This is a genomic window from Pseudoalteromonas sp. SG43-4, assembly GCF_014164325.1.
GTDB classification, from domain to species: domain Bacteria; phylum Pseudomonadota; class Gammaproteobacteria; order Enterobacterales; family Alteromonadaceae; genus Pseudoalteromonas; species Pseudoalteromonas distincta.
In genome coordinates, this window is the sequence record NZ_JACJFB010000002.1 from 142,065 (window position 1) to 160,155 (window position 18,091).

An 18,091-nucleotide genomic window follows, 5' to 3' on the forward strand; every position below is an offset into this window, starting at 1 on the left:
TATGTTTAGTAAAAAAACATTCGAATTTCTTGCTCTGCTTGATCAAAACAATAATAGAGACTGGTTTAACGACCATAAATCACAGTATGAGGAATACGTAAGAGAGCCCGCTTTAGATTTCATTAGGCAAATGCAAGCACCACTTGCTGAGGTTTCTAGCCATTTTGTCGCATCAGATAAAAAAGTCGGCGGTAGTTTAATGAGAATCCATAAAGACGCGCGTTTTAGTAAAGATAAAACCCCATATAAAATTAATGTAGGGATTCAATTTCGCCATTTTATGGGAAAAGACGTACACGCCCCTGGTTTTTATTTTCACTTAGCAAATGACGAATGTTTTGTAGGTGCTGGTATTTGGCGACCAGAATCAAAGGCGCTTAATGCCATTAGAACCTGCATAGATGAAAACCCAAATAGCTATAAAAAAGCAATTTATGATGAGCAATTTAAATCTATATTTGAAATGTCAGGAGAGTCGCTAAAACGCCCACCAAGGGGCTTTGAAAAAGATCATCCCTTAATAGATGAGCTCAAACGAAAAGACTTTATAGCCATTAGCCCACTTACTCAAAAGCAAATATGCAGTAATAACCTAGTTGATACGGTACTAGAACGTTATAAAGTGGCCGACTCATTAATGGGTTATTTGTGTTTTGCTTTAGAGCAACCTTATTAAAATTAAACAACTTAAAAGCGGCTGAGTTGTTTTTTTACTTTTAGACCCAATTTAAAACGTAATGCATTAACTCAAAGAGAGTATTTATGAGCAACCCACTAATTGGCCTTGAAGGCTTACCACCATTTTCAAAAATAAAGCCTGAGTACGTAGTACCAGCACTAAAAGACGGTATTGAGCTTTGTCGTAAAGCCATTGATGACGTGTTAGCGAAAGGTTCGTACACGTGGGATGACTTAGTATTACCCCTTGAAGAAGCCGACGACAAATTATCGCGTATGTTCTCCCCTGTATCGCATTTAAATTCAGTAATGAATAACGACGAATTACGTGAAGCTTACGAGCAGTGCTTACCGTTAATATCTGAATATTCAACATTTGTAGGTCAGCATCAAGGTTTATACAACGCGTATAATACGCTTTATAACAGCGACGAATTTAAAACGCTGACTACAGCACAGCAAAAAACAATTACTAATGCGCTTCGTGACTTTAAATTATCGGGTATTGCATTAGCGCCGAAGCAGCAAAAACGCTACGGCGAAATTAGCGCGCGTTTATCAGAACTTGCCTCAAAATTTGGCAACAACGTAATGGATGCCACACTTGCTTGGCACAAGCATATTACTGATGAAAGCGACTTAGCTGGCTTGCCAGAATCTGCTTTAGCGCTTGCAGCTGACACAGCAAAAAGTAAAGAGTTAGACGGTTGGGTATTTACCCTTGATTTCCCGTCGTATTTACCAATTATGACCTATGCAGATAACCGCGAACTCCGCAGAGAAACTTACACCGCGTTTTCTACGCGCGCATCAGATCAAGGCCCTAATGCTGGTGAATTTGATAACTCAGAGATTATGAGTGAGGAGCTTGCGCTTCGCCATGAACTTGCACAGTTACTAGGATTTAACAGCTACGCTGAAAAGTCACTGGCAACTAAAATGGCCGAAACACCAGCGCAAGTATTCTCGTTTTTAGAAGACCTTGCTGCTAAATCAAAACCACAAGCAGAACAAGAAGTGGCAGAGTTAAAAGCCTATGCTGAGCAAAAACATGGTATTTCTGAATTACAGGCATGGGATTTTGGTTACTACAGCGAAAAACTTAAGCAAGAAAAATACGCTATTTCAGATGAAGTACTACGTCCTTACTTCCCTGCAAATAAAGTATTAAGTGGCTTATTCGAAACCGTTAACCGCTTATTTGGTATTAGCGTAAAAGAAGTTACTGATTTTGATACTTACCACAAAGATGTACGTTTTTTTGAAATTGTAGATAGCAGCAATACCTTACGTGGACGTTTTTATCTCGATTTATATGCACGCGACCGTAAACGCGGTGGTGCGTGGATGGACGACTGTATGGGTCGTAAAGTACGTGCTAACGGCGAACTACAAACTCCAGTGGCTTATTTAGTGTGTAATTTTAATAAAGCGGTTGGCGATAAACCTGCATTGTTTACTCATGACGAAGTGACTACCTTATTCCACGAGTTTGGTCATGGTATTCACCACATGCTTACACAAGTTGATGCTGCCCCTGTTGCGGGTATTAATGGTGTAGCGTGGGATGCGGTAGAGCTTCCTAGTCAGTTTTTAGAAAACTGGTGTTATGAAGAAGAAGCATTGAGCTTTATTTCAGGTCATTATGAAACGGGCGAGCCGTTACCTAAAGAGCTACTTGATAAGCTACTAGCGGCTAAAAACTACAACTCAGGCATGCAAATGCTGCGTCAAATTGAGTTCTCGTTATTCGACTTTAAAATCCACAATGATTATAAAGCGGGTGAAGAGTGTCAAATTCAAGCAGTACTTGATGACGTACGCAGCCGTACCTCGGTCGTTAAGCCTCCTGAGTTTAACCGTTTTCAGCATGGCTTTAGCCACATTTTTGCAGGCGGTTACAGCGCTGGTTATTACTCATATAAATGGGCTGAAGTACTCTCTGCTGATGCTTATTCTAAATTTGAAGAAGAAGGTATTTTTAACCCGCAAACCGGTCAAGCCTTCATGCAAAATATTTTAGAAAAAGGCGGCAGTGAAGAGCCAATGGAATTATTTAAAAAGTTCCGTGGTCGAGAGCCAAATGTTGACGCGTTACTACGTCACAGCGGTATTGCAGCTTAAAAATCTAATATTTAGCACAAACCAAATTAAAGCGCCTAAATGGCGCTTTTTTATTATTTGTAAATTATTATCTAATAATTTTTAGTAATTTCATCCTGTCGTACTATGCTTTTAGCACACCTATTAAAATGGATTAAGGCATGGCAAAGTTGGTATTAGCAATTGATGACGACAAATATGTTCATCATATAATTGAAGAGTCTTTAGCAGGGTTTTGTAAAATAATTCATGCAAAAGATGGCGATGAAGGATTAAGGCTAACCAATAAATATAACCCTGATATTATTTTACTCGATATTGAAATGCCAGGTATGTCAGGCTATGACGTATGTAAAACGATAAAGCAAAGTGAAAGCACTCAAGATATTCCCGTTATGTTTCTCTCATCTAAAATAGAGTTAAGCGATCGGGTAAAAGGTTATAGTGTTGGCGCATCTGATTACATTACTAAACCCTTTAACGCAGAAGAGTTAATAGCGCGTATAAAAGTGCTTTACGAATATCGACAGCAATGTGCAAAGCTAAAATTGGATATAGCAAAAGCGAATAAAACAGCGGAAATAGCGATGACAGAGTCGGGCGATATGGGCCGTATAATGCGCTACGTTGGACAAAGCTATCACGCTAATAATTTTCAATCGTTAAGTGAACACTTTTTTACCTTTTTTGCTCCTTTAAATTTAGATGTTGTGGTTGTGTTTTGGTATCAAGGAACAGGTGTTTTTTACAGTCAGCAAAGTGGTGTTTGCCCGTTAGAGCAAGAGCTGCTGGAGCAACACAGACAAGCTCAACGATTTGTTGATATTGGTAGTAGTACTATAATTAATTACCCCAAAGTATCCCTTTTGATAAAAAATATGCCAGTTGATAATGATGCTTTGTACGGGCGTTATAAAGATCTGTTCCCGCATATATTAGAAGTAACCAACGAGAAGGTTATTACCATGGAAAGAAGCGAAAGCAGTTATGAGCAGGCAGCTCAAATAAGTACAGCCCTTCAAGATATTGTTAAGCAGTTAACTACACAAAATATAGAGCAAAACAAAAGTACTAAAGTGTTTATAGAGCAGCTACATGAGCTTGACTGCGCCATTAAGCTACAACAAACACAAGCAAATCCTGCAGATCTCACCTTATATATATCTCAATTAGATCAAACAATGCAGTTATTTGTATCGGCTAATAGTGATTTAGCTTTTATCAAATATCAGCTTAAACAAGTTGCCGAAAGCCGCAATGAACTTATATCTAATTTACGCACTAAAGCGGAAGCCGCAAAGGTCAATACTAATCATCACAGTGATATAGAGCTATTTTAGTGCTTTAAAGTAAAGCGGTTGATATACTACAGGCGTATTTTATCGTCGGAGTTTATTGTGGTTATTCAGTGTGCTTTTAAAGAGTTACGTCCTTATTTAAATGAATTAGAAACACGCTTTGGTTTAGCCCAATGGGCGCAAAATTGCAGTGGCTTTAGTTTACATTACGATGATAAAGGGTTAAGCCTATTTAAAACCGACGAGCCTAAACTAGGTGCAATTAATGTTGATTTTGTAACCGGTGCTGCTGCCCATAGGCGCAAGTTTGGCGGTGGTAAAGGGCAAGCTATTGCCAAAGCGGTTGGTTTAAATAAAGGTGCAACGCCTGTTGTACTTGATGCTACCGCAGGCCTTGGGCGAGACGGCTTTGTACTTGCCTCGCTAGGGTGCAAAGTCATATTACATGAACGTCATCCGGTTGTTGCAGCCCTTTTATACGATGGGTTAAAGCGAGCCTATAGCGATATTGAAATTGGTTTGTGGATGAAAGAAAACATGAGCCTAATATTTGGCTCAAGCCATACTTTGCTCTCTCAGTGCGAAAGCATGCCCGATGTTGTTTATTTAGATCCCATGTTTCCGCATCGCGAAAAATCAGCATTAGTTAAAAAAGAAATGCGCGTATTTCAAGAGCTAGTTGGTGCAGACAACGACGCTGACGACCTACTTGATTTTGCCTATCCACTTGCCAGTAAGCGTGTCGTTGTAAAACGCCCCGATTATGCGCCATTCTTAAACGAAAAAACCCCAAGTATGCAAATTAAAACTAAAAAGAACCGTTTTGATGTTTATGTAAAGGCGGCAATGGTTTAAACATCAAAACAAATTGGTGGTATATCCCTAGAATTTGCCCATGTAAGAATCGTTATATTGGCTTGGATCTTAGGATCTAGCCTTTTGAATCTAGGATCTTATTACATTTTCATGTTAGAATTTGCGCAATTTTTTGGCATAGTAAAGTAGCACAGTAATGATCTTAGATGATATTCGCATTGTTTTAGTTAACACGTCACATTCGGGCAATATTGGTTCGGCGGCTCGCGCCATGAAAACCATGGGTTTATCAAAGCTTTATTTAGTTGATCCTGCTTGTGAAATAGACAGCCAAGCAAGTGCTTTAGCTGCAGGCGCAACTGATGTTTTAGGCAATGCAGTTATTGTAGGTACTGTTGAAGAAGCTATCGCTGACTGTACATTAACAATTGGCACAAGTGCGCGTTCTCGTACGCTTTCGTGGCCAATGGTTGAACCACGTGAATGTGGTGAAAAACTCGTTGCTGAAGCTGTAAATGGTCCTGTAGCGCTAGTATTTGGTCGTGAAAACAGCGGCTTAACTAATGAAGAATTACAGCTTTGTAATTACCACGTATGTATTCCTGCTAATCCAGAGTACAGCTCGCTTAATTTAGCTATGGCCGTACAAACACTTAGTTACGAAACACGTATGGCGTTTTTAAATCAACAACCTAAAAAGGTTGAAGAAGACGATGCAGTTTACCCAAGCTCAAAACAAACAGAACTGTTTTATGAGCACCTTGAAGAGACGCTTTTCAAAACCGGTTTTATTATCAAACAGCACCCTGGGTTAGTTATGACTAAATTACGTCGTTTATTTAACCGAGCTCACCCTGAAGATGCCGAAATGAATATTTTACGCGGTATTCTCACTTCAATTAATAAGTCTATCCCTAAGTAACTTAGGTATAGCTATTAGTTATAAAAACCAATGGGTAAATAACTAGCTAATACTTGACTAAAATACTCAGGTAATTACAATGGCTGTAATACTTGACCAAAGAGGTCAAGTATTGAAAGTTTGTTAACTCTACAATTTAAAAAGTAAGAGTTTATAAATCAAATTTTTATCAAGTGATAATACTTGACTAATTTACTCTGGTAATTAAAATTTGCACTCTTTTGTGCAGGGGGCGTTATGAAGTTAACATCAAAAGGCAGATATGCCGTTACAGCTATGCTGGATGTTGCACTACACACAGGTGTAGGTCCTGTAGCCCTTGCTGATATTTCACAAAGACAAGAAATTTCTTTGTCTTACCTTGAACAATTATTTGCTCGTTTACGTAAAAATGGCCTAGTAAGTTCTGTTCGTGGACCTGGTGGTGGTTATTTACTAGGGCGTGAAGCGGGCGTTATCTCTGTTGGCGATATTATTAGCGCCGTAGACGAATCGGTCGATGCAACACGTTGCCAAGGTGCCGATACCGGCTGTCAGAGTGGTATGCGTTGTTTAACACATAATTTGTGGTCAGACTTAAGCGCACGCATAGAAGAATTTTTGAATAATATTACCCTTGCTGAATTGGTGGAAAAATCAGATGTGAAAGAAATAGCATCGCGCCAAGATAACAGTATCAATAATGCAATTAAGCAGTTGGAAAACATTCAAGTAAGCTGTCAACTTTAAGGTTGACCTGCAGCGGAGAGAGAAATGAAGTTACCGATTTATTTAGATTACGCAGCGACCACGCCTGTTGATGAACGTGTTGCTAAAGAAATGATGCAGTGCCTGACAATGGACGGTAAGTTTGGTAATCCTGCGTCACGCTCACACCGTTTTGGTTGGCAAGCAGAAGAAGCTGTTGACCAAGCGCGTACAGATATTGCTGATTTAATTAATGCAGACCCACGTGAAATTGTTTTCACATCGGGTGCAACAGAATCAAATAACCTTGCTATTAAAGGTGCAGCACAGTTTTACAAGAAAAAAGGTAAGCACGTTATTACCGCTAAAACTGAGCATAAAGCTGTAATCGACACATGTCGTGAGCTTGAGCGCCAAGGTTTTGAAGTAACTTACATGGACGTTGAAGAAAACGGCCTACTTGATTTACAAAAACTTGCCGACACAATGCGTGACGACACAGTACTTGTAAGCATCATGCACGTTAATAACGAGCTAGGTGTGATTCAAGATATCGCGACTATTGGCGAAATGTGTCGCGAACGTAAAATTATGTTCCACGTAGATGCAGCGCAAAGCGCGGGCAAAGTATTAATCGACGTGCAACAGCTTAAAGTTGATTTTATGTCGTTCTCTGCACATAAAGTGTATGGCCCTAAAGGTGTTGGTGCACTTTACGTTCGTCGTAAACCACGTGCTCGCCTTGAAGCGCAAATGCACGGTGGCGGACATGAACGCGGTATGCGCTCTGGTACACTAGCAACTCACCAATTAGTGGGTATGGGTACTGCGTTTAAAATTGCTAAGCAAGATTTCGAAAAAGATCACGCACACATCAGCGCCTTACGTAATCGTTTAATCGACGGCATTATGGCTGATATGGACGAAGTATACTTTAACGGCACACAAGACCAATCAGTACCGGGTATTGTAAACATCAGCTTTAACTTTGTTGAAGGTGAGTCGTTACTTATGGCAGTAAAAGACATTGCAGTATCGTCAGGTTCAGCCTGTACATCTGCAAGCTTAGAGCCTTCTTATGTATTACGTGCACTTGGCCGTAACGACGAATTAGCACATAGCTCAATTCGTTTTAGTATTGGCCGCTTTACTACCGAAGAAGAGATTGATTACACCGTCGAATTAATGAAAAACTCTATCGGTCGCCTACGTGAGATGTCTCCACTTTGGGAGATGCATCAAGAAGGTATTGATTTAGATTCAGTTGAATGGGCTCACCACTAATAGTGTGAGCACATACCCTAGCAGGTAATGAGGATAGAATAATGGCTTATAGTGATAAAGTAATCGACCACGTAGAAAACCCACGTAACGTAGGTACTCTAGATAAGAACGATCCGTCAGTGGCAACGGGTATGGTAGGCGCACCAGCATGTGGTGACGTAATGAAACTGCAAATTAAAGTATCTGCCACTGGCGTTATTGAAGATGCAAAATTCAAAACCTACGGTTGTGGTAGCGCAATTGCTTCATCTTCACTTGTAACAGAGTGGGTTAAAGGCAAAACGCTAGACGAAGCAGCGACAATTAAAAACACTGATATCAGTGCAGAGCTTGAGTTGCCACCAGTGAAAATTCACTGTTCAATTTTAGCCGAAGACGCAATTCAAGCAGCAATTGCAGACTACAAAAGCAAACAAGCGAAGTAAGAAGAGAAACTCATGGCAGTGACATTGACAGATGCGGCAGCAAACCGCGTACAATCATTTTTAGCAAACCGCGGTAAAGGTTTAGGCCTGCGCGTTGGCATTAAAACGACGGGCTGTTCAGGTCTTGCTTATGTACTTGAGTTTGTTGACGATTTAAACGAAGACGATGAAACTTTTGCGGCTAAAGGTGTCACCTTAATTGTTGACGCTAAAAGCTTAGTTTACATCGATGGCACAGAGCTCGACTACACTAAAGAAGGCTTAAATGAAGGGTTTAAATTTAATAACCCGAATCAAGCAGATGAGTGTGGTTGTGGCGAAAGCTTTACCGTTTAAGCTTTAAATATCTTTGTAGTATAAATAAGCCCTGCCAGTTAATGTAGGGCTTTGTTATTTCTGAATATTATTGGTTGAAGTTATGCGTTACTTTGAATTATTTGCAGTCCCCGTTGATTACAATGTTGATTTAGCAACGGTTAGCAAGCACTACTTGGAATTACAGCGTACTGTACATCCCGATCGCCACGCGAATGCGAGCAGCCGCGATAAGTTAATGGCTGTGCAAAGCACTGCCGAAATTAACGATGCGCTACAAACATTAAAGCACCCAGTAAAACGTGCTGAATATATGTTGAGCGAGCTAGGCGTTGATATTCGTGCAGAGCAGCAAACCTTGCAAGATCCAATGTTTTTAATGCAGCAAATGGAACTTCGCGAAGAACTTGAAGAGCTAACATCAGCTAGCGATCCTGATACCGCCATTGCAAATTTTGAAAAACAAATTAAGCAATTAAACGCGCAATACAGTGCACAACTTGCTGAGCAATTAGCAAGTAATGATGAGCAGCAATATCAACTTGCCGCAGATAATATTCGTAAACTGAAGTTTGTTTATAAGTTACGTGAAGAACTAGAGCGTATCGAAGACAGTTTATTTGACGATTAATTACTTGCTGCAAAGCGAGCAACACGAGTTTAAAGAGCATTATGGCATTATTGCAAATTGCTGAGCCGGGGCAAAGCGCGGCACCACACGAACATAAACTAGCAATTGGTATTGACCTTGGTACAACTAATTCATTAGTTGCAACAGTGCAAAGCGGCGAAGCCCGCACGTTAACTGATGATCTTGGCGCGGCTATGTTACCGTCGGTTGTTCGTTATCAAGCAGGCGGTATTACTGTTGGCGCAGAAGCTGCACAAGCAGCAACGCAAGACCCTGCTAACACACTTATTTCGGTTAAGCGTTTTTTAGGTAAAACTCAGGCTGAAATAGAGCAAAGTTATGGGCAACTACCGTATGAATTTTGTGAGCACAATGGTGCGCTAGCAATAGAAACTGCGGCAGGTAAAATTAGTCCAATTAAAGCATCAAGCCATATTTTAGCTGCATTAAAAGCACGAGCTGAGCAAAGTTTTGGCAACCAAGAAATTTTAGGGGCTGTAATCACAGTACCAGCGTACTTTGATGACGCACAGCGCCAAAGTACTAAAGATGCCGCAGAGCTTGCAGGTATTAACGTACTACGTTTATTAAATGAACCAACAGCAGCAGCAGTCGCTTATGGTTTAGATTCAGGTCAAGAAGGTATTATTGCTGTTTATGATTTAGGCGGTGGTACGTTTGATATATCAGTACTTAGATTACACCAAGGTGTGTTTGAAGTAATGGCAACCGGTGGCGACTCTAGCCTCGGCGGCGATGACTTTGATTCGCTCCTTGTTGATTACTTTAAGCAGCAAACAGGTGTGTCAGCATTATCACCTTCAGTTTTACGTTTATTTATCAATAAAGCAAAAGCGTGTAAAGAAGCATTAAGCCAATACGCTAAAGTAAACGTGGGCCTTGAGTTTGACGATCAAAAATACACCGTTGAAGTAACGCGCGAAACGTTTGATGAAATGGCTATGCCACTAATTAAAAAAACGCTGCGCTCGTGTCGTCGTGCTGTAAAAGATGCTGGCATTGAAAATGAAGAAGTGCTGCAAGTTATTATGGTAGGCGGTTCAACCCGTATGCCATTGGTACGTAGCCAAGTACAAAGCTTTTTTGATAAAGAGCCGCTAACTTCAATCGATCCTGATCGTGTTGTAGCCTTAGGTGCCGCGCTTCAAGCCGACGTGTTAATTGGCAATAAGCCCGATTCTGACATGTTATTGCTTGATGTATTACCGTTATCGCTAGGCCTTGAAACGATGGGTGGTTTGGTTGAAAAAATCATTCCGCGTAATACAACGATTCCGGTAGCACGCGCACAAGAATTTACAACGTTTAAAGACGGTCAAACAGCCATGTCATTACATGTGCTGCAAGGTGAGCGTGAGCTTGTTGATGATTGTCGATCGCTTGCTAAGTTTAGCTTAAAAGGTATTCCACCAATGGCGGCAGGCGCTGCGCATATTCGTGTAACCTTTAAAGTTGATGCTGATGGCCTATTAAGTGTTTCAGCTATGGAAAAATCAACAGGTGTACAAGCTGAGATTCAAGTTAAGCCTTCGTTTGGTTTATCTGATGACCAAGTAGCTAACATGCTAAAAGAATCAATGAGCAACGCTAAAGGCGACATGCAAGCGCGTATGCTTAAAGAGCAACAAGTAGAAGCGTTGCGTGTTATAGAAGCGCTTAACGCATCACTTGAAGCCGATGGTGCATTACTTGACGATATGCAACTAGCTAACTTACGCGCTGAAATTGCAGAACTGGTAAAAGTGCGCGAAAATGCACAAGAGCCTGGCGAAATTAAAGCAGCTATCGAAAAAGTCGATAATGCGAGTAGCGACTTTGCATCGCGTAGAATGGATGCATCAATTAAAAAGGCCCTTACAGGGCAGTCAGTAGACAACATTTAAGAGAGATTAGAATGCCACAAATTGTTTTTCTTCCACATCCTGAATTATGTCCTGACGGCGCTGCAATTGAAGCTCCTACAGGTCAAACGGTACTCGACGCTGCGCTTAAAAATGGTATTAGCATTGCGCATGCTTGTGAAAAGTCTTGTGCATGTACTACGTGTCACTTAGTGATTCGTGAAGGATTTGACTCACTTGAAGAAAGTGATGAGCTAGAAGACGACATGCTAGATAAAGCATGGGGCTTAGAGCCTGAGTCACGCCTTGGTTGCCAAGCAATTATAAGAGATGAAGACCTAGTGGTTGAAATACCTAAGTACAATCTCAATATCGTTAATGAAGAGCACTAGTTTTTAACGATGTATATATTAAAAGCCGCTGTTTGATACAGCGGCTTTTTTGTTTGTGAATTGTAGGCGTGACAAGCAAAGCTCGTATGTTATTTTGTAGACGCAAAGCTTGCTGGCGTTATGTGTTTTAACTCTAGGTTATAAATATAGAAGCTGCGCTTCTCACGTGAGCAAAGATCCTAAAATGTTAGCCTTGGCTCTATGCTACGCATTAAAAGCTAACACCTTAAAACGTAATTTTGGAGGTTTATTTTGAGTAATCTTATTTTTTCTGACTCATTTATTAACGGCGAATTTTATAAAACTGATACGCGCTTTAGCGTTAACGATCCCGCTACCGAAAAAAGTATTGTTGAAGTAAGCGATATTGACGAGCAGGGTGTAAATAGCGCAATAACCGCAGCTCAAGGGGCTTTTGTTAAGTTAAAAACGACGAATGCCACTGAGCGAAGCGAAACCTTGATGCGCTGGTATGAGCTAGTAATAAAACACAAGCAAACACTTGCAGAGCTAATGACCAAAGAGCAAGGCAAGCCACTCAAAGAATCTCTTGGTGAGATTGATTACGGTGCAGGTTTTATCAAATGGTTTGCAGAAGAAGCCAAACGTAGTTACGGAGATGTAATTCCGCCAACAGATGACTCGCATCGTTTAACTAGCTTTAAGCAGCCTGTCGGTGTTGTAGCTGGTATAACGCCGTGGAACTTTCCTATTGCTATGGTTACTCGTAAAGTAGCGCCAGCTTACGCTGCGGGCTGTAGCTTTATACTTAAACCTTCTGAACACACGCCACTTTGTGCTATTGCGCTTGCTCATCTAGCCGATCAAGCTGGTTTTGTTAAAGGTGCATTTAATGTACTGGTTTCTCGAGATGCCAAAACAGTAGGTAAAATGCTGACTGACTCAGAAGTCGTGCGTAAGTTTACATTTACCGGTTCTACCGGTGTTGGTAAGCAGTTGCTATCGCAATGTGCAGACACAATTAAACGCACCTCGATGGAGCTTGGCGGTAATGCGCCTTTTATTATTTTTGATAATGCCGACTTAGATGAAGCTATTGAAGGGCTAATGGCGGCTAAATTTAGAAATAGTGGGCAGGCATGTGTTGCTGCAAACCGTATTTTTATACAACGTAATATTCTCGACAAAGTACTGTCAAAAATCACGCCTAAGGTTGCAGCGTTAAAAGTGGCAAATGGTTTTGAAGACGGGGTTGATATTGGTCCGCTTATTTACCCTAAAGCCAAAGAGAAAGTACAGCAGTTAGTACAAGACGCACTCGATAAAGGCGCGACGCTGATTGGCGATAATAGTGACTTAGGTGGCAGCTTTCAAAATCCATTAATAGTAAACAATGTCACCACAGAAATGGATATTTATCACGAAGAGGTATTTGGTCCGGTATTAACGGTTATTCCTTTTGATGAAGAAAGTGAAGTGCTTGCACTTGCTAACGATGTACCATTTGGTCTAGCGGCCTACTTTTACAGCCAAAATATTAAGCAAATTTACCGAGTTAGTGAAGGGCTTGAATTTGGTATGGTCGGCGTTAATGAAGGTGTTATATCAAACCCAGTAGCGCCATTTGGTGGTGTTAAGCAATCTGGTTTAGGCCGAGAAGGCGGTCATCAAGGGCTTGATGAGTACTTAGAAGAAAAGTACGTGTGTATTAAAATATAACGCCCGTTAAGTTTATGAGCGCGAATTTACTTCGCGCTTTTTTATGACGTTAATATGGCAGATATATGAACTTTATCTTTTACTGTTGCTACACAGAGCACTAAATGCTACCTTTGGAGCCATATTTTTTGTTAATAAAACAACATAAAAAAACAAATAAAAAGTAAAAGGATTTCTATAAGTAGAAATAACCCCGTGTGTAAATGCCACCGTATGGTGGCATTTTTTTGTTTGAATAGTTATAGACTGTAATAAGCGCATTTTGAATAAAGGCATGGCTTATAGGTGCTAACTTATAGGTGTGTAACCGGGTAAATTATCAAAATCTATCTCATCTAACTGCTCTGGATCTGCATACTCGTTGATATAATTTTTATAAACCTCTGACTCAATAAAAATAGCAAAAATATCACCATCAAGATGGTTTTTAGCAACCATTGACCCTAAAATAAATAAACACTCACTGACCGGTTTTGCTTTTTTGTAGGGTCTGTCTACTGCAGATAGCGCTTCAAAAATATCCGTAATAGCCATTAACCTTGCAGGCACCGACATTTGCTCTTTGGTTAAACCTCTTGGGTAACCAGTACCATCAAGTTTTTCATGATGACCTAAAGCATATTCAGTAACATTGCTTAAGTGTTTAGGAAACGGCAGGGCATCTAAAATATTTTTAGTTACATCCATATGACGCTTCATTACTTCACGTTCGGCTTCGGTTAGCGTGCCTCTTCGTATTGTTAAGTTTTCAACTTCATCAGCTGAGAGCAATGGTGTATTAATATCATTAATAACGAGTTGGTATTTGTTTGCAATGCGTTCAATGTGCTCAAGTTCTGCATCACCTAAAAACTCGCCCCCTACATTCACACGCTGTAATAATGCACGGTCTAATGCCAACTGTTTAAGCTCGGTATCAAGTAGGCGTTCAAATTGTTGAACTTCGATAGGTTTTTGCAGCTTCATCGAACAGATGATCTTTTGCTGATACGCTATTTTTAAATCTCGGCTAATTATTTCAAATTTAGCATCTACATATTTTATTCGATCAAAAATAGTTTCTAGTTTTGTCGACTTTTCCATGATGTGATCTGGGGTCGCTATTTTCCCACAGTCATGTAACCAGCCAGCTATATCAAGCTCATGTCGGTCAGCTTCAGTCATCGAAAATGAAGCCAAAGGACCTTTATTTATATCATTAACGGCATCAGCTAGCATTAACGTGAGTGCTGGCACTCGTTTACAATGGCCACCGGTATGAGGAGACTTTTCATCTATTGCCATCGCAATTGTTTCAGCAAAGGTCGAAAAGAGATCTTCCATTCCCTTAATTAGTGTTGAGTTAGTTAGCGAAATAGCGCCTAAAGAGGCAAAAGATCGAATTAGAGTGACGAGCTCTTCACTAAAAGGAATGTTTTTATTTTGCGCATCTTTTACATTTATAAGCTGGATTACGCCAATAATGTCATCTCCATGATCTTTTAAAGGAATTGTTAGCATGGACTCAGAACGATAACCCGTGCGTGCATCCATTTTGCGTGCAGCGCTCATATCAAAAGGCAAGGCATCATACACGTCAGGAATGTTAATCACTTCCCCTGTATTAACAGAATGCGCAACAATAGCAGTGTCATTTGGTTTGCCATCAATAAAAAGATCTATATTAGGAAAATCAACAGGACCACCTAACGTGCCACCTAAATAAAGATTTAATGACTTGTTTATTACCGTTTCAAACTTGAGTTGTTTGTTTGGGGTAATAGAGTAAATGCTGCCAGCATCAGAATGTGCTATCGACATTACAACTTGCAGTATTTCATCAAGTAACTTAGACGAGTTTTTTTCGGTTGTTAGTCTAATGCTAATATCGATAAAGTGCTGAAGATTTGTTTTGTCTTTAATGTGCTGTCGCATATGTTTACTACTTTTGAGTATGTTTGAAGGCACCATTCCAATCCTTAGCTAGTGTTTGCAAATCAGTGCCCTTAATACGTTCAATAAAAATGGCATAAATGTTGGGGCTAAATACGGTTGTACTGCGTAGTTCTTTAAATAAGCTAAGTGCTTGTGGCCAGTTTTTATTATAAAAAAGCGTCATGGCCTGCTGCGACTTTTTAACTTCATTTAACTGCTCTTCATCGAGCTTATCTGTAAAGTTTATAGGTTCAAACAACTGTACAGCGGCTGTTTTACCAACAACTTGCACTTTATCTATTAAACGAAATGAAATATGAGGGCATTTTTTCATCGTCTCTTCTGTAACAAGAATAGCTACGCCATAAAATTTGGTCAAGCTTTCTACTCTAGCACCTAAATTAACAGTATCACCAAGAACTGTATAGGCTTTACGATAAACCGAACCCATATCACCTACATTCATGTCGCCAGTACTTAAACCGATACCTATTTTTATTGCAGGCTGGTTGTTTTCTGCAAATAACTGATTTATTTTCGTTAACCCGTTGATCATAGACATTGCGGCTTCAACACCATGGCGAGCGTGGTTTTCATCTTTCAGTGGGGCATTCCAAAATGCCATCACCATATCGCCTACGTACTTATCAATAGTTCCGTGATGATCAAATATGATTTTGGTAATAGCTGTAAGATATTCGTTTAAATATTCACTTAACTGATGAGGCGACATACTTTCTGATAGTGAAGTGAAACTACGAATGTCGGCAAACAACACCGTCATATTTTTTCGCTCACTTTTTTGAGATAAACTTTTACCTTGAAGTATCATTTGGTTTATTCGCTCAGGAGGAACATATTGGTCAAACATAGATTTTATTTTTCGGCTGTGTTTCATTTCAGCGATAGAGCCTACAATGATGTAATAACCGGCTAATATAATGATAAGTAAAAGAGGCATTAATAAAGGTAAACTAATTTTTTGTACTGACCATAAATAAACGTTTAAAAATATAACGACACTTGTGACTGTAAGAGACAAAACAATAATAAAACGTGCGCTCTTAGCGTGGCTAAAAAACGACAGTACGCAACCCGTCAATGCAATGATGAGTAAGCTTGCTCCCTGTGACCAATTAGGTTTAGATGGCAGTAGCTCTGGGTGCATTAACCCTTCAAATATATTGGCATGAACCTCCACACCCGGGTATTGCAAACCAACAGGTGTTGATCTTAAATCAGCAAGCCCTACGGCGGAAGTACCAATAAAGGCTACTGTGCCTTCTAATTCATCTAAACCAATTTTTTTGGTCAAAATATCGGTAGCCGAATAATAGGGGAAGCTATGCGCACGCCCTTTGTAAGGAATTAATATTTGCCCATACTCATCAGTTTGAATCCACTTATCTTGAAACATTATACCTTCGAATAAGGTTATACCATCTAACCTATTGGAACGGGTTTCTATGTTTTCAGCAAGGGTATAAAGTCGAGCAACTTCAAGTGCTAAAGAAGGATAAAGCTTATCGCCAACTCGATTTATAAGAGCTGCTTTACGTATAAAGCCATCTTCGTCAATATGTGCATTAATAAAGCCGGTGCCCGTTGCAGCATTTTGTAACTGTGGAATATTTACAATAGCACCAGGAAACTGGTTTATTTGTGAATTAGTGTGCTCTTCGCTTGCCCATACAACACTGTTTTTAGCTGGCAAGTTTTGATTAGTCAGTTGTTCATCAATTAGTAAAAAACCAAGAACAGTATCATTTTTAGATAATGCGCTTGCTAGTTTTGTGTCTGCATCGACTTGTTTAGTAATTTCAGCAAAGGGGATGGTGTACTTTTTTGATAAATCAGGAATCTCAGACATAATTTTTGTAACAGGGTTTTCTTCCTGTTCAGAAAAAAATATATCGAATGCAATAACAATAACACCTGCATCACTAAGCTTTGTAACAAGGTCTGCTAATTTTGAGCGACTCCAAGGAAAGCGTCCTTGTTCTTGCATGCTCTTTTCATCGATATCAATTATTACAACGGTTTCATCTATGCGCCTAGGCGTCTCTGAAAGCGTCAGTAATAATCGAGAGTCGTATATTATACCTTCTACACGGTTAACTAACTTTGCAAGCGACCCAGTTGAAAATAACTCTATTGATGCAATTAATAATGTAATAACAGCGCCAATAAAAAAGTGCTTTGAGGTAATGGGTTTTAAGAAGCTAATGAGCAACGCTCCTTGATAGACTAAAAATCAAAAACTCGTCCTTCTCGGCCGCATTCTATTTTTACCTGTTGAGCGTACTGCGTGTGTAAATACTTTTCTATAGAGACTAACTGTTCATCGGTTCTTGATGGATCGTGGCTAATAATAATCACATTTTTAATATTCGCTTTTATAGCAAGCTCAGCAACCTGATCTATGGTGCTATGACCCCAACCATGCTTAAGAGGCAAGTCTGCATCTATAAATTGAGCATCGTGAATTAGTAAATCAGCGCCTTCAATAAAATTACTCCATTCGCAAATACTTGTGTTTAGCTTGTCTGGTGGGTTTAGCTCATTGTCGGTAACGTAAGCTATCTTTTTTTCATCTGCTTTAATGCAATAAGCAGTACCGCCACCAGGGTGATTCAGTGGAGCAGTAGAAACCAAAAAACCGTTAAGTGTAAATTGCTTTTGAGACGATAAATCAGTATTAAGCGTAATATTGGCAGGTAAATCCTGATAACACACAGGAAAGTACGAACCACTCATTTGCTTTAATATGGCATCTTGGCTTTTTTTATCATCAACGTTGCCAGCTACAATGGTTATATTGCGGTTGGGCTGGTAGATAGGTTTAAAAAAAGGAAACCCTTGAATATGATCCCAATGATTGTGCGTTAGCAAAATATTGATAGGACTTTGTGTTTCTAGTAAACGTGTACCGAGTTCTACAATACCGGTACCAGAGTCTAAAATAAGATCTTTACCGTTGTTTTGTTCAATGTACACACATGAGGTATTTCCCCCAAAAATGTGTGTATTACTTCCAGCTGAAGGCATCGAGCCTCTAACACCAAAAAATTCAACTTTCATAAT

At 39.8% G+C, this 18,091-nt stretch carries 16 protein-coding genes; 13 read left to right on the top strand and 3 right to left on the bottom strand.

The window, feature by feature from the left end:
* Position 1: 1 nt before the first annotated feature.
* The 13 genes from H5160_RS02655 to H5160_RS02715 all read left to right on the top strand — a co-directional run bounded on the left by H5160_RS02655 (position 2) and on the right by H5160_RS02715 (position 13,093).
* Positions 2 to 676, top strand: a complete 675-nt coding sequence (locus H5160_RS02655; RefSeq protein ID WP_039485717.1) for a DUF2461 domain-containing protein — start codon at positions 2 to 4, stop codon at positions 674 to 676.
* Positions 677 to 762: 86 nt separating this feature from the next.
* Complete coding sequence (gene prlC / locus H5160_RS02660) at positions 763 to 2,802, top strand: oligopeptidase A (protein ID WP_149602058.1); 2,040 nt, start codon at positions 763 to 765, stop codon at positions 2,800 to 2,802.
* A 140-nt stretch (positions 2,803 to 2,942) separates the two neighbouring features.
* A complete protein-coding gene (locus H5160_RS02665) occupies positions 2,943 to 4,121 on the top strand; it encodes a response regulator transcription factor (RefSeq protein WP_182694805.1) in 1,179 nt (392 codons plus the stop codon).
* A 57-nt stretch (positions 4,122 to 4,178) separates the two neighbouring features.
* Positions 4,179 to 4,934, top strand: a complete 756-nt coding sequence (locus tag H5160_RS02670; protein ID WP_010554084.1) for a class I SAM-dependent methyltransferase — start codon at positions 4,179 to 4,181, stop codon at positions 4,932 to 4,934.
* A 157-nt stretch (positions 4,935 to 5,091) separates the two neighbouring features.
* Positions 5,092 to 5,817 (top strand): tRNA (cytosine(32)/uridine(32)-2'-O)-methyltransferase TrmJ, encoded by a 726-nt coding sequence (trmJ, locus tag H5160_RS02675; protein WP_002958423.1) that lies wholly within the window; start codon positions 5,092 to 5,094, stop codon positions 5,815 to 5,817.
* Positions 5,818 to 6,054: 237 nt separating this feature from the next.
* On the top strand, positions 6,055 to 6,546 hold the full coding sequence (iscR, locus tag H5160_RS02680) for a Fe-S cluster assembly transcriptional regulator IscR (protein WP_002958424.1): 492 nt from the start codon (positions 6,055 to 6,057) through the stop codon (positions 6,544 to 6,546).
* Positions 6,547 to 6,570: 24 nt separating this feature from the next.
* Entirely contained in the window at positions 6,571 to 7,788 is a 1,218-nt protein-coding gene (locus H5160_RS02685; protein WP_002958425.1) for an IscS subfamily cysteine desulfurase, read from the top strand.
* 41 nt (positions 7,789 to 7,829) lie between these two features.
* Complete coding sequence (iscU, locus tag H5160_RS02690; RefSeq protein ID WP_002958426.1) at positions 7,830 to 8,213, top strand: Fe-S cluster assembly scaffold IscU; 384 nt, start codon at positions 7,830 to 7,832, stop codon at positions 8,211 to 8,213.
* A 12-nt stretch (positions 8,214 to 8,225) separates the two neighbouring features.
* The gene (iscA, locus tag H5160_RS02695; protein ID WP_002958427.1) at positions 8,226 to 8,549 is read left to right on the top strand and encodes an iron-sulfur cluster assembly protein IscA; all 324 of its coding nucleotides are present in this window, start codon (positions 8,226 to 8,228) and stop codon (positions 8,547 to 8,549) included.
* An 82-nt stretch (positions 8,550 to 8,631) separates the two neighbouring features.
* Positions 8,632 to 9,159: a co-chaperone HscB gene (hscB, locus tag H5160_RS02700; RefSeq protein WP_182736650.1), complete on the top strand. Its 528-nt coding sequence runs from the start codon at positions 8,632 to 8,634 to the stop codon at positions 9,157 to 9,159.
* 41 nt (positions 9,160 to 9,200) lie between these two features.
* Positions 9,201 to 11,063: a Fe-S protein assembly chaperone HscA gene (gene hscA / locus H5160_RS02705; RefSeq protein ID WP_002958429.1), complete on the top strand. Its 1,863-nt coding sequence runs from the start codon at positions 9,201 to 9,203 to the stop codon at positions 11,061 to 11,063.
* 11 nt (positions 11,064 to 11,074) lie between these two features.
* Positions 11,075 to 11,413, top strand: coding sequence for an ISC system 2Fe-2S type ferredoxin (fdx, locus tag H5160_RS02710; protein ID WP_002958430.1), 339 nt, complete (start codon positions 11,075 to 11,077; stop codon positions 11,411 to 11,413).
* A 252-nt stretch (positions 11,414 to 11,665) separates the two neighbouring features.
* Positions 11,666 to 13,093, top strand: coding sequence for an NAD-dependent succinate-semialdehyde dehydrogenase (locus H5160_RS02715; RefSeq protein WP_182720559.1), 1,428 nt, complete (start codon positions 11,666 to 11,668; stop codon positions 13,091 to 13,093).
* A 288-nt stretch (positions 13,094 to 13,381) separates the two neighbouring features.
* Here H5160_RS02715 and H5160_RS02720 read toward each other — a convergent pair whose 3' ends face one another.
* From H5160_RS02720 to H5160_RS02730, 3 genes are read right to left on the bottom strand one after another with little or no spacing between them, the layout of a single operon-like run.
* Positions 13,382 to 15,043, bottom strand: a complete 1,662-nt coding sequence (locus H5160_RS02720) for an HD domain-containing phosphohydrolase (protein WP_182720560.1) — start codon at positions 15,041 to 15,043, stop codon at positions 13,382 to 13,384.
* The gene (locus H5160_RS02725) at positions 15,015 to 17,240 is read right to left on the bottom strand and encodes a CHASE2 domain-containing protein (protein WP_182736651.1); all 2,226 of its coding nucleotides are present in this window, start codon (positions 17,238 to 17,240) and stop codon (positions 15,015 to 15,017) included. Before H5160_RS02725 ends, H5160_RS02720 begins: the two co-directional genes overlap by 29 nt.
* 14 nt (positions 17,241 to 17,254) lie before the next feature.
* Entirely contained in the window at positions 17,255 to 18,088 is an 834-nt protein-coding gene (locus H5160_RS02730; RefSeq protein ID WP_182736652.1) for an MBL fold metallo-hydrolase, read from the bottom strand.
* Positions 18,089 to 18,091: the final 3 nt, after the last annotated feature.